The 15,133-nt window shown below is 51.3% G+C and carries 14 protein-coding genes; 9 read left to right on the forward strand and 5 right to left on the reverse strand.

The window, feature by feature from the left end:
* The first annotated feature begins 221 nt into the window (after nt 1-221).
* From ACEN2G_RS12670 to ACEN2G_RS12680, 3 genes are all read left to right on the forward strand, one after another.
* Nucleotides 222-983, forward strand: a complete 762-nt coding sequence (locus tag ACEN2G_RS12670) for a glycerophosphodiester phosphodiesterase family protein (RefSeq protein WP_442022088.1) — start codon at nt 222-224, stop codon at nt 981-983.
* A gap of 254 nt (nt 984-1,237) precedes the next feature.
* A complete protein-coding gene (locus ACEN2G_RS12675) occupies nt 1,238-2,581 on the forward strand; it encodes a DEAD/DEAH box helicase (RefSeq protein WP_442022090.1) in 1,344 nt (447 codons plus the stop codon).
* Nucleotides 2,582-2,852: 271 nt separating this feature from the next.
* Nucleotides 2,853-3,356, forward strand: coding sequence for a fasciclin domain-containing protein (locus tag ACEN2G_RS12680; protein ID WP_442022092.1), 504 nt, complete (start codon nt 2,853-2,855; stop codon nt 3,354-3,356).
* An 82-nt stretch (nt 3,357-3,438) separates the two neighbouring features.
* Here the strand turns inward: ACEN2G_RS12680 and ACEN2G_RS12685 are convergent, their stop codons facing one another.
* Complete coding sequence (locus ACEN2G_RS12685) at nt 3,439-4,590, reverse strand: benzoate/H(+) symporter BenE family transporter (RefSeq protein WP_442022178.1); 1,152 nt, start codon at nt 4,588-4,590, stop codon at nt 3,439-3,441.
* A gap of 132 nt (nt 4,591-4,722) precedes the next feature.
* Nucleotides 4,723-5,160, reverse strand: a complete 438-nt coding sequence (locus tag ACEN2G_RS12690) for a CBS domain-containing protein (RefSeq protein WP_442022094.1) — start codon at nt 5,158-5,160, stop codon at nt 4,723-4,725.
* A 371-nt stretch (nt 5,161-5,531) separates the two neighbouring features.
* On the opposite strand from ACEN2G_RS12690, the gene ACEN2G_RS12695 reads away from it, so the two are divergent.
* From ACEN2G_RS12695 to ACEN2G_RS12710, 4 genes are all read left to right on the forward strand, one after another.
* Nucleotides 5,532-6,242 carry an energy transducer TonB gene (locus ACEN2G_RS12695; RefSeq protein WP_442022096.1) on the forward strand — a complete coding sequence of 237 codons (711 nt, stop codon included), beginning with the start codon at nt 5,532-5,534 and terminating at the stop codon, nt 6,240-6,242.
* A 3-nt stretch (nt 6,243-6,245) separates the two neighbouring features.
* The gene (locus tag ACEN2G_RS12700; RefSeq protein WP_442022098.1) at nt 6,246-6,866 is read left to right on the forward strand and encodes a MotA/TolQ/ExbB proton channel family protein; all 621 of its coding nucleotides are present in this window, start codon (nt 6,246-6,248) and stop codon (nt 6,864-6,866) included.
* A complete protein-coding gene (locus ACEN2G_RS12705; RefSeq protein ID WP_442022100.1) occupies nt 6,863-7,282 on the forward strand; it encodes an ExbD/TolR family protein in 420 nt (139 codons plus the stop codon). Before ACEN2G_RS12700 ends, ACEN2G_RS12705 begins: the two co-directional genes overlap by 4 nt.
* 1,039 nt (nt 7,283-8,321) lie before the next feature.
* Nucleotides 8,322-8,525, forward strand: a complete 204-nt coding sequence (locus ACEN2G_RS12710; RefSeq protein ID WP_442022102.1) for a hypothetical protein — start codon at nt 8,322-8,324, stop codon at nt 8,523-8,525.
* Nucleotides 8,526-8,840: 315 nt separating this feature from the next.
* Here the strand turns inward: ACEN2G_RS12710 and cynS are convergent, their stop codons facing one another.
* Both cynS and ACEN2G_RS12720 read right to left on the reverse strand, forming a co-directional pair.
* Nucleotides 8,841-9,311 carry a cyanase gene (gene cynS, locus ACEN2G_RS12715; protein WP_442022104.1) on the reverse strand — a complete coding sequence of 157 codons (471 nt, stop codon included), beginning with the start codon at nt 9,309-9,311 and terminating at the stop codon, nt 8,841-8,843.
* A 91-nt stretch (nt 9,312-9,402) separates the two neighbouring features.
* Nucleotides 9,403-10,062 (reverse strand): carbonic anhydrase, encoded by a 660-nt coding sequence (locus ACEN2G_RS12720; protein ID WP_442022106.1) that lies wholly within the window; start codon nt 10,060-10,062, stop codon nt 9,403-9,405.
* Between the two features lie 113 nt (nt 10,063-10,175).
* Between ACEN2G_RS12720 and cynR the strand changes: the two genes are divergently transcribed.
* Nucleotides 10,176-11,078 (forward strand): transcriptional regulator CynR, encoded by a 903-nt coding sequence (gene cynR, locus ACEN2G_RS12725; protein WP_442022108.1) that lies wholly within the window; start codon nt 10,176-10,178, stop codon nt 11,076-11,078.
* Nucleotides 11,079-11,224: 146 nt separating this feature from the next.
* Here cynR and ACEN2G_RS12730 read toward each other — a convergent pair whose 3' ends face one another.
* Nucleotides 11,225-12,862, reverse strand: a complete 1,638-nt coding sequence (locus tag ACEN2G_RS12730; protein ID WP_442022110.1) for a methyl-accepting chemotaxis protein — start codon at nt 12,860-12,862, stop codon at nt 11,225-11,227.
* Nucleotides 12,863-13,254: 392 nt separating this feature from the next.
* On the opposite strand from ACEN2G_RS12730, the gene ettA reads away from it, so the two are divergent.
* The gene (gene ettA / locus ACEN2G_RS12735; protein WP_442022112.1) at nt 13,255-14,922 is read left to right on the forward strand and encodes an energy-dependent translational throttle protein EttA; all 1,668 of its coding nucleotides are present in this window, start codon (nt 13,255-13,257) and stop codon (nt 14,920-14,922) included.
* Nucleotides 14,923-15,133 lie beyond the last annotated feature (211 nt).

The raw sequence follows: 15,133 nt of genomic DNA on the forward strand, positions 1-15,133 counted from the left end.
ACTAAATTTACGCTTGGTTCGGTATTGCATACACTTCCTCACTCTGAAGAAGTGTCTACTTATTCGGGGCCATTCCATATCCCCCTAACTATGTGCCTAACTTAAAAATGCGTAAAAATAGCGAAATAACAAAGATGAAAAAAGCTCAGGCAGAGTATTCATCATGCAATTGGCCTATTTAAACGTCTGTTACCACTGAGCATTAAAACTAAGGACAAACTATGATCATCTGCGGCCATCGCGGTTTAGCCAACCAAGCACCCGAAAATACCATAGCCGGCTTAATGGCGGCTCATGCCGCGGGTTTAAGCTGGGTTGAGATCGACGTACAGCTCAGCCAAGATAAACACCTGGTGTTATTTCACGACCAGCGCCTCGGCCGATGCACCAATGGCAGTGGCACCTTGCGCGAACACACATGGCAACAGCTTAAACAACTGGACGCCGGCCTCTGGTTTAGCCGTCAGTTTACCGATGAGCGTATTCCCTTATTAAGCGACTATTTAACTCAGGCTTTCGAGCTTAACATTCAGGTTAATATCGAGCTTAAGCTCTATCCCAAAGATGAGGTTCACGAATTATGTACACAAGTGAGCCAAGTGCTAGCGGCATTATTTAGCCAAGGTAAGAGCATGCCTAAGCAGTTATTGTTCTCCAGTTTTGAGCCCCAAACCTTGGTCTTGCTGCAACAGCTGGTGCCAACTGTGCCACGGGCTTTATTAGTAGAGCAGATACCGAAAGATTGGCAGGCGCAATTACAACAACTGGGCTGCGAGGCCTTGCACTGCGCGCATGCCGCATTAACGCCAGCACGGGCGGCGGCCATTATTGAGGCGGGCTTTAAAGTGAGCTGTTACACGGTTAATAAACAAAGCCGCGCCGACCAGTTAGCCAGTCTTGGCGTACATATGATTTTTAGTGATAAGCCTTTGAAAGCCCTACCTAGCGCCGAGCACCAAGCACCTAACATGGATGCGAGGTGAAACGGGGTAGTTCCGTGCATCAGAACCTGCTACGCAGGTTTTCGCGGTTAAAACACGCGACTACCGCAAAGCTACAGATTTGCTGCAATATGCAGATAGTGACGTTATTTGTCTTTTATTTAGCTCGGCGCTTGGCGCTGGGGGCTCGGCGCTTTAATTTATAGCCCTTTGCGCTTTTCTGGTATCATAACGACAGTTTGCCTATCGGCAATGCCTCTCAGCCGTCCGCCAGGACCTTATTTGTTCGGAGTCTCATGTCTTTTGCTTCCCTCGGCCTAAACGCCCAGCTTGTTCAAGCGATTAATGAATGTGGTTATACAGAACCAACCCCTATCCAAACCCAAGCGATTCCCTTAGTGCTTGCGGGCGGCGACTTACTTGCCGGCGCTCAAACTGGTACCGGTAAAACCGCAGGTTTTGGTCTGCCCATGCTGCAGCGTTTAAGCGAAATCCAAGCCAAGCCATTAGCCAATGGCCGAGCACCGGTGCGCGCCTTAATATTGACGCCCACTCGTGAGTTGGCAGCCCAAGTAGAAGAAAACATCCGTGCCTATGCCAAGTATTCAGGTTTAAGAACCTTGGCCATGTTTGGTGGCGTGAGCATCAATCCCCAAATGAAAGCGCTGGGCGGCAAGATTGACATCGTCGTCGCCACCCCAGGCCGTTTGCTGGATCACGTATCCCAGCGTTCCATCGACTTATCCCGCGTCGAAATGCTGGTATTAGACGAAGCGGATCGCATGTTAGACATGGGCTTTATTCGCGATATTCAGCGCATTATTGCCAAGATGCCGCCTAAGCGTCAGAACTTGCTGTTTTCTGCTACTTTTTCTAACGAAATCAAAAAGCTGGCCGAGACCTTGCTCACCAACCCTGAGCACATCGAAGTGGCGACCCGCAATGCCACCGCCGACACTATCGCCCAGCGTTTTTATGGTGTAGATAAAAATCAAAAGCGTGCCCTGCTTAGCTATTTAATTGGCCACAATAACTGGCGCCAAGTACTGGTCTTTACCCGCACCAAGCACGGTGCTAACCGCTTAGCCATGCAATTGGATAAAGACGGTTTGCCGGCCATGGCAATTCATGGCGACAAGAGCCAAGGTGCTCGTACTCGCGCGCTGAGCCAGTTTAAAGAAGGCAAACTGCGGGTATTGGTGGCCACAGATATCGCCGCTCGCGGTATCGACATCAGCGAATTGCCCCATGTGGTTAACTACGAGCTGCCCCACGTGGCAGAAGACTATGTACACCGCATCGGTCGTACTGGGCGTGCCGGTATTAAAGGCGAAGCCATCTCTTTGATTTGTTTCGAAGAAAAGCCATTGCTAAAAGCCATTGAAAAGTTGATCAAGCAAACCGCCGAACTGGAAATTCTGCCCGGTTACGAGCCTCTGCCTGATAGCGAGCAGCCACCGATTGAAAAGCCGGCCCCTAATCGCGGTCGTGGTGGCGCCAGTACTGGTCGCGGCGGCCAAAGCGCGGGGCGTGGTAATGCCGGCGCAGGTCGTGGCCAAGGCGCAGGTCGTGGTAACGCAGGTAGCACCAGCAAGGCGCCACGCAGTGCCAAGCCACCCCGCCGTCACGATAACGGCTAATCAGACTAGCTGTTCGTTATCCTCAATCATCAACCCCAGCATAAGCTGGGGTTTTTTTTGGATTTTTATTGGGAGGCAAGGAAAGATATTCATGACTTAGCGGGTTTATTAAGCAGTCGTGAGCAGGTTAGTTATACTCGAAGCTCACGATAGTGCTTAGCACCTCAGCACTTGAATGAATGTACTTGAATGAATGCACTGGGATAAATGCATTAGCATAAATCGTTTGTTAAGCCTCACTCTGAATCAATGACCATTGTCTGGAGGAAGTATGAATATGCTAGCAATACGCACAAGTAAAACCCTGACCACCCTAGCTCTGGTATTAAGCGCAGGCGTTGCCTTCGCAGCCCACCATGAAGAACAGAAAGATATCGTCGATACCGCCATGGATGCGGGTAATTTTACGACCCTAGTGACTGCGGTGAAAGCTGCCGACCTAGTCGACACCCTAAAAGGAACAGGCCCATTTACAGTGTTTGCTCCCACCGATGAAGCTTTTGCTAAATTGCCTGCGGGTACGGTAGAAGATCTGCTTAAGCCTGAGAATAAAGACCAGCTGAAAAAAATCCTGACCTATCATGTGGTGTCGGGCGATGTGATGGCGGCAGATGCCATGAAGATGGACAAGGCCACTACGGTTGAAGGGAGTGATTTCACCATCAAAACCATGGGTGACAAAGTCATGATCAATGACGCCACCGTAGTACAAGCCGATATCAAGACCAGTAATGGGGTGATTCACGCCATCGACACGGTACTGATGCCTAAGTAAGGTAACTCTTATCGGCCAATATTATTCATTGGCTTTGCTCTAGCCGCCTCATTCGAGGCGGCTTTTTAGTTACTGTCTCGGCTTAAAGGTGCCGGCTATTTAACCAATGCACTATACCGCCCACCACCAAGCCCCAAAAAGCACTGCCGATACCAAATAACGCCACACCGGAAGCGGTGATCATAAAAGTGAGTAAGGCCGCATCCCGCTCGCGCTCATGACTCAAGGCCACGCTTAAACTGCTGCCAATGGTGCCGAGCAAGGCCAAACCCGCGATGGCCATCACTAATTCCGCAGGTAAAGCGGCAAACAGGCCCACCACTGTGGCGCCAAATAAGCCCATCAACAAATAAAACACCCCCGCCCACACCGCCGCCTTATAGCGCTGTTTAGGATCAGCATCCACTTCTTTGCCCATGCATACCGCAGCACTGATGGCCGCCAGATTAAAGGCAAAGCCGCCAAAGGGCGCCAGTAAGATACCCGTCACCCCGGTCCAGCTGATCAAGGGTGATGCCTTCACCTGATAATCATGGGCGCGTAACACGGCAATGCCCGGTACGTTTTGCGAGGCCATGGTCACCACAAATAACGGAATGCCGATGCCAATTAGGCTGGCGAGCGAGAAACTCGGTGTCATTAATACAGGCCATGCGAGCTGCCAAGCAAACTGCTCAAAATGCAGCAAGCCTAAGCTGGCCGCCACGCCCAAGCCGGCCAACAAACTTAAAGGAATGACATAGCGCGGCAGACGTCGGCGTAACGCCAGATAAGTGATGAGCATCACCCCCACCAGCCAAGGCTGAGTTTGAGCCGAGGTAAATAAATCCAAGCCAAAGGTCAGCAGCACGCCGCCCAACATGGCCGCCGCTAGGCTTGCCGGCACTAATTGCATGATGCGGTCAAACCAGCCGGTCACGCCACACAACAAAATGAGACTTGAGCTAAATAAAAATACCCCTATGGCCTCGCTCATGGATACGCCGGCCAAAGCGGTCACTAATAAGGCGGCACCGGGCGTGGACCAAGCGGTTAAAATGGGTTGACGATAGTACCGCGAAAAACCAATACAGGTGGCACCCATGCCGATACCTAAGGCCCACATCCAAGAATTCATCTCGTCAGCACTGGCCCCCACTGCAGCGGCGGCTTGAAAGATAATGGCCGCAGAGCTGGTATAGCCCACCAGCACCGCAATAAAACCGGCGGACACATGAGCAAAATGAAAAGGCAGTCGCATGGGGGATCCTTGAAACCAAAACGAGAGGTGTGAGGTGTGAGGTGTGATGAGTAAGGCGAAAAACATCGAGTTTGTAATTAGATTTAACGCCTTACGTCTTACGCTGTACGCCTTACGTTTTGCCCCTCACGCCTCACGCGTATTCAGTAACTCGGCGCATAAGCGCACGAAATCTGAAGAGGTCACTATGCCGGTAAGCCTATGCTCGGCATCCACTATGGTCAGGCAACCGTGTTTATTTTTTAGAAAAAACGATACCACCTCGAGCAAGGGCGCATGCTCATCCACCGACTCAAAATCAGGGTCGATAATTTCCACGACTCGACACTTACGCTCACGGCGCTCCAGCGCACTCACGCCGTAGTCAGATAACAAGCTCATAATGGTGGCTATCATGCGCTTTTGGGTAAGCACCCCCATCAGCTTGCCGGTAAGCGGATCGACCACAGGGATATGACGAATGCTTTTTTCACGCATCATATCGTGAGCCTCTTTTAAGGTGGCCGTTTGGTCGAGCGTCAGCAAATCGCGGGTCATAATATCGCCAACAGAAATTGCAGCCATATGTATTCATCCTTGTGTTAACGTTGCTCCAGCCATTAACGCTGGCCTAGTGCTTGAGTGTATAAATGTATAAGTATATGCCGCGAATAAAAGGCTCAGCCTTATTTAGCGCAGTGTCACCGAATACTTATGTTGTGTCACAGAGTGCATGAGCTTGCAAATACAAACGAAAAAAGCCCGTTGTGGCGCACAATAACGGGCTTTTTTTGCAGGTTTATCACCGACGCTTGATATTCGACTTAAGTGTTTAACGACCACCGCAAGCACTTAGCTAAGCAAAACAACAGCAAATACGATTTGTTATCATTAACAATACGGTGGACTTAAGGCTTAAAATCAGTATTCTATGGCGCAGTTCTGGATCAGTCTGCTTGCTATTTGAGGTAATTTTGAGCTTAAAACGCTACTCCATCTTTGTGTTAGCTTCATTGCTAGTGCATGCCTTGCTGGCAATGGCCATAGAGCCAGAGGAGATGACGATCGCCGTGGCACCAGCCGAATCAGGCCCCATTAGTGTGCAGATGTTACCTATGGTCACCAAAACGGTAACCAAGACGCCGCCAGTGGTAGAGCCTACACCGGAACCGCCGCCTGAGCCTAAGCCCGTCCCTAAACCTGAGCCAAAACCCACACCTAAACCCGTGCCTAAGCCCACGCCGAAACCCGTGCCTAAGCCTGTCGCGCCTGCACCTCAGGCCGTCGCACCTGCGCCACAACCTAAGCCACAGCCCATACCGGAGCCTAAGCCGGAGCCTGTCACCAAGGTGGAGTCTAAGCCGGCTCCAGCAAAAGACGCCACGCCTAAGCGCATCGACACGCCCAGCTTTACCCATAAGCCAGCAGCCATTGCCTATCCGGTGCAGGCAAAACGTCGCGGCCAAGAAGGCACTGTGCTGATAGAGGTGTGGTTAGATGAACAAGGCCGGCAAATTAAGCGTGTGTTAGCAAAATCTTCTGGGGTCAGCACGCTCGATAATGCTGCCCTTAAAGCCATAGTGAAATGGCGTTTCTCAGCCTACCTAGAAAACGGCCGCGCCATCGCACATCGTGTTCACATCCCTGTTCGTTTTAAATTGGATTAAATTATGTCTTTGCTAAATCAAGTACATCAACAATTGGGCTTAATGAGCTGGCCGCTGATCCTGTGCTCAGTGATCACCTTGGCACTCTGGCTAGAAAGAAGTGTGGCCTTACTTTGGGTAAGCCTTAGCGGCGAACAAGCAAAGAAAAAATTACGCCAATCAGGCGGCAGTTACGCTACCGTACAAGATGCTCAGTCAAAATCATTGATCTTACGCGGTTGCAGCCTATTAGTTGGGCATAAAGATAGCGACAAGGCAATTCGTGAAGACTTAGCAGGTCTATGGCTGCAACAACAAAGCCGCAAGCTGCACTCGGGCTTGCGCATTTTAACCTTAGTGGGCGTGATCAGCCCCCTATTAGGTTTACTCGGTACCGTATTGGGCTTGATTGAGATGTTTAAAAGCATAGGCCTGAGCTCGGACCCTGTAACCCCTGCGCTATTAGCCGATGGCCTTGGCTTGGCCATGAGCACGACGGCGGCGGGCCTGTTGATCGCCCTGCCCGCCATTGCCGGTGCCCAGTTATTTGGCCTGTGGGCGGATCGCCTGCTTGGTAAACTGACCGACGAATTAAACCAGTGCAACCTGCAACTGGAAGGGGTGCAGATAGGAGTCCGCTCATGATAGGCAGCCCTAAGAGTCAAGACAGCTGGCGTACGCTAACGCCAGACATTACACCGCTGCTGGATATTATTTTTATCGTGCTGGTGTTCTTGTTGCTCACCGCCAATATTCCCCTGCAGACACTGGAAGTAGACTTACCTAAGACTGACAGCGCGGCACTGAGCTCGCTGTCCGATAAAAAGTCCATGACCATCAATCTGCTGGCAGGTACACCGGCTTGGGCCCTAGAAGGCGAGCAGTATCAAGACTGGGAACAGTTTAAGCCGGCCTTAAGCGCGCAAGTCGCCGCGTTAAAGGAGACAGATTTAATCTTGGCCTCCGACAAAGACGTGACCGTAGACAACATGCTTAAATTACTGGCGTTCTTACAAGAGCACGACATCACCGCCACCCAAATACTGATGGAAGATGAGTAAGAGCCAGCACCGAGCGCCCTGCGCCAAGTAAAGCTAAGACTTACCTGATTACGTATGAACTTAAACCATGATGCGCGTTGTTTTGGTTTGTTCTTTGTAGCAGCCCCGTCTCTTTAATAAAGAGGACTTCGGCTGGCCAGCTTTGCTGGCTGTTACTGAGGTTTAGATTTTGACCAAAACACTAAACCGGGCCGAAGTCCTCTTCGCCGAAGAGACGGGCCCCTACCAGGTCAAAACACCAAACTGAGCCCCATATTCTTACCGAAAATATGAGCAACCCCATGTAAAATTTGAATTTATTGGTAATTAGCTCTCTGGAACATGGCTGAGCTTGCTTGGTAATCAGGAAGACTTAAACCTTCCTGATTACGTATGAACCTCAGCCATAATGCACCCTGTTGCGGTTTGTTCTTTGTAGCAGCCAATTTATTCGGCTGGCCAGCTTTGCTGGCTGTTACTGAGGTTTAGATTTAGACCAAAACACCAAACCGGGCCGAATAAATTGGCCCCTACAAGGTCAAAACACCAAACTGAGCCTCATATTCTTTACCGAAGAGGCGGCACCTCCCTGTAACCTATTGAATTAATTGGTGCTGAACTCACTGAAACATGGCTGATCTTTGTGGGTAATCAGGTAAACCTTCCTCGTATCCACGCTCTGCGTGGCTGCGCCTAGTTGCCGTTTAGCTGTGGGGTTGGGAGTGGGGTTGAGTGTAAGTTTGGCTGTAAATTTGGGTGTAAATCTTGCAATACCAGCGCTGCCTGTAGGCTTCGGCCGCCGAGCGACCAATTAATTTGGATATGGCTGACTAGCACTTAATCTGGCATGCCAAATGTGAATACGGGTAACAAGCCTACCCATTCCATGACAGTCGAACCATTATGCAGCAATATATTTCGCATGGGCTTGCGGCTAATCCGCAAGTCTATTTCGTGCAACATAATAAATAGTTTCTCCCCTCTTCTCGGCATCAGAATCCAGTGCTATAACATTGTTCTAACATAGCTTGCTAGCATCCTACTATTTGGACCTGCCCTCATGAAACTAAAAAAAACCACCATAAAAATTAGAAAAGGCGTGATTACCGGCTCACTGCTCGCGGCGCTATGGGTACCCTTGTTGGCCAGTGCTGCCAGCATAGATAAGCATGCGGATAAGCCGAGCTGGATGGATTGGAGCTTTTTTGGCAATACGGTGATTTCTGCCGGTCTAACGCGCTGGCACAGCAAACGCGAAGATTAATAAACTAGCCGCAGCAATGCGGCTTTTTATGCTGTTATCTCCCCTGCTTTACGCTTTGATCCAGTCGATTCTCTGCACGCCATTCCCACTTCCCACCTTTAATTATGAACTTGCTCGCAGTTAGCTTTGCTGGCTCTTCAAGTGCGGTATTTTTCCGCTAAAACAGGTCGACACTAAAGCTGAAGATCTTAGGCTAGTTTATAAGCAGGCTGGCGCGACAAGCACAGAGAACGGTGGCGCTGTACGCCGCTAAAAATAGCAAACGCCGATGCAAAGCATCGGCGTTTTGGGCTAAAAACTGTCAGCCAGACTTAATTAAAACGGCTTATAAGGTAGGTACTTGCCATCTAGGGTAATAATGGCGCGGGAGCCGCCCTCTGGATCTTCCACTTTCTTGATGTCCACCTTGAAGTTAATCGCACTGATGATGCCATCACCAAATTCTTCATGTACCAGCGCCTTAAAGGTGGTGCCGTACATCTGCAGCATTTCGTAAAAACGATAAACTGTGGGATCAGTCGGTACGCCCGGCTCTAGGCTGCCGCGCATCGGAATGGTCTGCAGCAAGGCGGTCGCTTCGGCATTCAGCCCCAGCTTATCGGCGACGACTCCAGCAGCGTCAGCAGGCAGCGGATGTTGGCCCAGCAAGGCGGCGGTCACGTAAGTGGTGCTCAGGCCTGTGCCTTCGGTAATCTGGGCAAACGACAGGTCTTTGGCACCTTTGATGGCCAGAATCTGGTCGGTCAGGGCCTGGCGTGCATCTTTACTGTTTTGAGAGTGGATCATGGTTATACCTCTATACGTTGATGGATAGAACTTGGGTTAATGGTAAAAAAACTTAGTAATAAAAACTTGCTCATAAAAATCTGGCCGAGCGTTACACGGCAGTGGCAAACTGCACGGGCGTTGCGCAAACCTCGGTGTGCTCGTCCAGAGACACAAAGGCGCGGCTCGCGCCGTCAAACGCCTCGATGCGGCCCGATTCTATGTCGTACACCCAACCGTGCAGGGATAGTCGGCCTTCCTCCAACGCCAAGCGTACCGAGGGATGAGTCTGAATATTAGCCAGTTGAGCAATCACATTCTCGCGCACCATGGCCGAAATGCGTTCACGCTCGTTGTTATGGTGGCGAGCCTGATTGACCACTCGCGCCGAGTCCGCATAACGCAACCAACTACCCACGGCCGGCATAGTGTCCATGCAGGCGCAGGTGGCAATCGCTTTCATGGCACCGCAATCAGAATGGCCGCAAATCACCACATCCGTTACCCGCAGCGCCGTTACCGCATATTCCACCGAGGCCGTGACACCGCCAGGCTCAGGCCCATAAGAAGGCACTATGTTGCCGGCATTGCGGATCACAAACAGGCCACCGGGTTGATGCTGAGTGACTAGCTCTGGCACCAAACGGCTGTCGGAGCAGGAGATAAACAGCGTGCTTGGACTCTGTTGATGCGCCAACCCCTTGAACAAATCTTCATGCACTGGGAACACGTCTTTACGGAACTTTAAAAAGCCTTCGATGATCTCTTTCATGGCTGGTTTCTCCGGGCCACTCGCTAATCGATGAGGCGATATTACGCCGCCCCTTCCATAAGGTGAAAGACCCATTTACAATAAAGTCGATAAGCCATACTTATAGGTAAACCATGTTACTGCGTCATATCCACTACTTTCTGGCCGTCGCCAAACACCGCAACTTCACCCGCGCCGCATCGGCGCTGTATGTGTCACAGCCGGCGCTCTCTCAGCAGATAAAACAGCTGGAAGAAAACCTCGGCGCTCAGTTGTTCGATCGCTCTGGGCGCAGCGTGGTGTTGACCGATGCCGGTGACCTTTATGCCAGCTACGCACGCCGGGCCCTGCTGGATTTGGAGGAAGGTAAGCGCGCTATCCATGATGTGAGTGACCTCAGTCGCGGTACTTTGCGTATCGCGCTTACTCCTACTTTTACGCCCTACCTGATAGGCCCGTTGGTGCAGCGCTTTCATCAGCGTTATGCCAATATCAAGCTGCAGGTTGAAGAGATGTCGCAGGAGCGAATGGAGGAACGACTGCTTGATAACGACTTCGATCTGGGCATCGCCTTTGCAGACGTACACAGCCCAGATATTGAGTCTCGATTTTTACTGGAAGAACGGCTAGCGCTGGTGATCAATCGTTGTCATCCGTTGGCTAAGCATCAGAGTCTGGATGCAAAGACGCTTGACACTCTCTCGCTGGTGCTGCTCAACGCCGAGTTTGCCACCCGCGAACAAATTGATCGTTATTGTCGCCAGCACCAGGTACAGCCGAAGGTGATGATGGAAGCCAACTCGGTGAGTGCGGTGATCGAAATGGTCAGAAATACCCCACTGGCCTCCTTGTTGCCTGCACAGGTCACCCAAGAGCGTGAAGATCTGGTCGCCTTGGCGCTAACACCCGCGGAGCTGAAACGCACCGCCGTGCTGCTATTAAGAAAAGGCGCCTATCAGAGTGGCGCCGCACGCGCTTTTATCACGCTGGCCGAGGAGTTTTCGGCGGCACAAACGTCTCCTCTCAAGCGTCGCTGACCCTGCGCAACACGCGACGGCTCATCAACACTCATCGCCAGAGCACACCGCTTATGCCGTATCAGGCAATAAAAAGCCGGTGATATCGCACTGAATATCACCGGCCAAATTACAGACAAGCGTTCAAAAACGCTCAGTCAGTCGCGTTACAGACGAAAGCGTCCAACCAACTGATTCATTTGTCCCGCCAGTTGTGCCAATTCATCGCTAGCAGCGGAAGTCTGATTGACACCGGTGGCACTTTGTTCAGAAATGCCGCTGATGGTGACCAGACTACGATCGATTTCTCTGGCTACCTGCGCCTGCTCTTCGGCGGCACTGGCAATAACCAGATTCATGTCGTTGATCTCGCTCACGCGATCGGCAATCAGATCCAGAGCCTGTTCGGCCTCGCCGGCCATGGTTTGACTGCGGCTGGCATAGTCCCCACTTTGCTGCATCTCCTTCACCGACGCTTGCGTCGCCAGTTGAATAGTCGAAATAATTTTTTCTATCTCGGCGGTTGAACTTTGGGTTCGCTGAGCCAGATGACGAACTTCATCGGCAACCACGGCAAAACCCCGTCCCGCATCGCCGGCTCGAGCCGCTTCAATGGCGGCGTTCAATGCCAGCAAATTTGTCTGATCTGCAATGCCATGGATAACGTCCAGCACCTTAGCGATATTGGCCGCCTCGGCAGCCAGCTTGCCCACCGTGGTTGAGGTGCCCTGCAGCTGCTCCGCCAACTGATCGATGGTATTTCGAGTGGCTGATACCCGTTGGCGCCCTTCTTCGGCCACTTGGGCGGTCTCGCCAGACGCCGTTGACGTGCGGTTGGCGTTACCTGCCACTTCCTCGACTGCGGCCGTCATTTCGGTGACGGCAGTCGCCGCCATCTGCATTTCTTCATTTTGCTGGTGGATACCCTGCGACGTATGACCCGTTACCACATGCAATTCTTCTGCCGCAGCGGCCAGCTGGGTTGAAGAACTTTGTATCTCTTTCAAGGTTTCGTTTAACGCCAATTGCATCTGGCGAACCGACTGCTGAACCTGAGCCACTTCATCATTGCCTTCACATTCTACGGGCTGGCGCAAATCGCCAGACGCCACCCGAGCGGCCGCCGTTTTCAGTGTTTCTAATGGCTGAGTAATGCTGCGTATCAGCCAAAGAGCCATACCAGCACCCGCCACCAACATGATCAGCAACCTGCCAATGACCCATAAACGAGTCTGCTCATACAGCGATATGGCACTGTCATATTCTTGTTTGGACTGATCCAACTGCACCTCGATCAACTGGCTGAAGCGTGCAGTCAGGGGATCGATCAGCGGGTACAATTCCTGATCGATAAAGCTGTCTATTCCCACCTTGTTTTGCTGGCGAAGCAAGTCAGCTAGACGAGACAAGGGAGCCTCGGTCGCCTTCATCAAGGGCATCAGTTCCGAAACCAGTCGTTGCTCCTCTGGCACCTGGCTGGTAGCAGTATAAATGCTCCAGCGTTCTGCTATCTGGCGACGAGCCTGCTCCAGCATGTTCAAGGCTTCGGAGTAAGACATATCGTTACTCTGCACCTTCTGGGTGGCATCCACGATACTCACCGCGTACATGTCGGAAATCATTTTAAGATCGCTTAAGGGCACAACCCGATCCAGATACACGGTATTGAGGCCGGCAACACTACGCTGCAACGCCTGTATGCCACTGACTCCCAGAAACAAACAGCCCAACAACAACAGCCCTGTCAGGGCAAGCAAGCGATTTTTTATCGTCCATTTACGTAACATATTGATATTTTTTTCCATGAGTGCATTGCTTAAATACGGATACACGACGGATTACAACCGTGATAGAAGCTATTCACGACCCTGCCCCCTCTTCACCGCCCAAACCAGGTTCCACGCGAACCCAAAAATGTTTTTACAATCAGTATTTTACAGCAAGGCAATAGTAGCGTCGCTTGCTTAGTACAAAAAACAGCATCTTTATACACCCCAGATTAAGTCATTAAGCTCAACGAACTTGGCGGCACGACGCCCATAACCTCATCCTGAACACTGGCTTTCCTCGCTCAGGCAAGTACCATATACGCCTACACATTTTTACTGATTGGCGCTTAACGTCTTACTCAACTTTGAGTAACCCACAGCCACACAGTCAGCTTGTTAACCTTCTGAATTATCAGGACAATATAGATATGGCTCAATTTGTTTATAGTATGAACCGCGTGGGCAAAGTGGTTCCGCCCAAGCGTCATATTCTAAAGAATATCTCCTTGTCGTTTTTCCCCGGCGCCAAAATTGGCGTATTGGGCTTAAACGGCTCCGGTAAGTCGACCTTGCTGCGCATTATGGCCGGCATAGACAAAGAAATTGAAGGCGAAGCGCGCCCGCAACCTGGTATTAGAATTGGCTATTTGCCGCAAGAGCCTAAGTTAAAGCCCGAGCAAACGGTGCGCGAGGCGATTGAAGAAGCGGTATCGGAAGTGGCCGGTGCGCTCAAAGAGCTGGATGAGGTGTATACAGCTTATGCCGATCCCGATGCAGATTTTGATAAGTTAGCCAAGCGCCAAGGCGAGCTGGAAGCCATTATTCAAGCCGGCGATGGCCACAATTTAGACAACCAGTTAGAGCGTGCCGCCGATGCGCTGCGTTTGCCGCCCTGGGACGCCACCATAGATAAATTGTCTGGTGGTGAGCGCCGCCGCGTCGCCATGTGTCAGCTGTTGCTCGAAAAACCGGACATGCTGCTGCTCGACGAACCCACTAACCACTTGGACGCAGAGTCTGTAGCTTGGTTAGAGCGCTTCTTGCACGACTACGAAGGCACAGTGGTGGCCATTACCCACGACCGTTACTTCCTCGATAACGTAGCCGGTTGGATCTTGGAGCTGGACCGCGGCGAAGGTATTCCGTGGGAAGGGAACTACTCTTCTTGGCTGGAGCAAAAAGACGCGCGTCTGTCACAAGAGCAATCTTCTGAAGCGGCCCGTCAAAAGTCCATTCAAAAAGAATTGGAGTGGGTTCGTCAAGGTGCTAAGGGTCGTCAGGCTAAGTCTAAGGCTCGTATGGCGCGCTTTGAAGAATTGCAAAACCAAGACTTCCAAAAGCGTAACGAAACCAACGAGCTGTTTATTCCACCAGGGCCGCGCTTAGGCGATCAAGTGATCGACGTAACCAACCTGACCAAGTCTTATGGTGACCGCGTATTAATCGACGACTTGTCATTTAGCATTCCTAAAGGCGCCATCGTCGGCATTATTGGCCCGAACGGTGCCGGTAAATCGACGCTGTTCCGCATGTTGACCGGCGCCGAACAGCCAGACTCGGGCAGCATCACCTTGGGTGAAACTGTGCAGTTAGCCTCGGTTGATCAGTTCCGCGATCATATGGACGATAAGAAAACCGTGTGGGAAGAAGTGGCCGACGGCCAAGATATCTTACGTATCGGCACCCTTGAAGTTAACAGCCGCGCCTACCTTGGCCGCTTTAACTTTAAGGGCATAGATCAGCAAAAGCGCGTTGGTGAATTATCCGGCGGTGAGCGCGGTCGTTTACATATGGCCAAGCTGCTGCAATCTGGCGGCAACGTGCTGTTACTGGATGAGCCGACCAACGACTTGGACATTGAAACCTTGCGCGCGCTGGAAAACGCCATTCTGGAATTTCCAGGTTGCGCCATGGTTATCTCCCACGACCGTTGGTTCTTAGACCGTATTGCCACCCACATCTTGGATTATAAAGATGAAGGCAAGGTAGAATTCTTCGAAGGTAACTTCACTGAATACGAAGACTGGAAGAAGAAAACCTACGGCGCCGAGTCAGTGCAGCCTAAGCGTATTAAATACAAGAAAGTGGCTAAATAACTTTTAGCTCGCTTATTTAACAAAACACCGCCTTTATCTAGCGTATAAAGGCGGTGTTTTTTTATGCGCTAAATTAAGGCAAGCCGCGAGTCTTAACTGGCTTTCGCCGATATCAAGACGACACCTCAAGTAAGGATCACCTACCGCACCCCTCGGTCAGCAAAAAGCCGAGTTTAGATCCGCCATCTTTACCTGCGGCTCAATACCAGCA

The organism is Oceanisphaera sp. W20_SRM_FM3 (assembly GCF_052119705.1).
In the GTDB taxonomy this organism is placed as follows: domain Bacteria; phylum Pseudomonadota; class Gammaproteobacteria; order Enterobacterales; family Aeromonadaceae; genus Oceanimonas.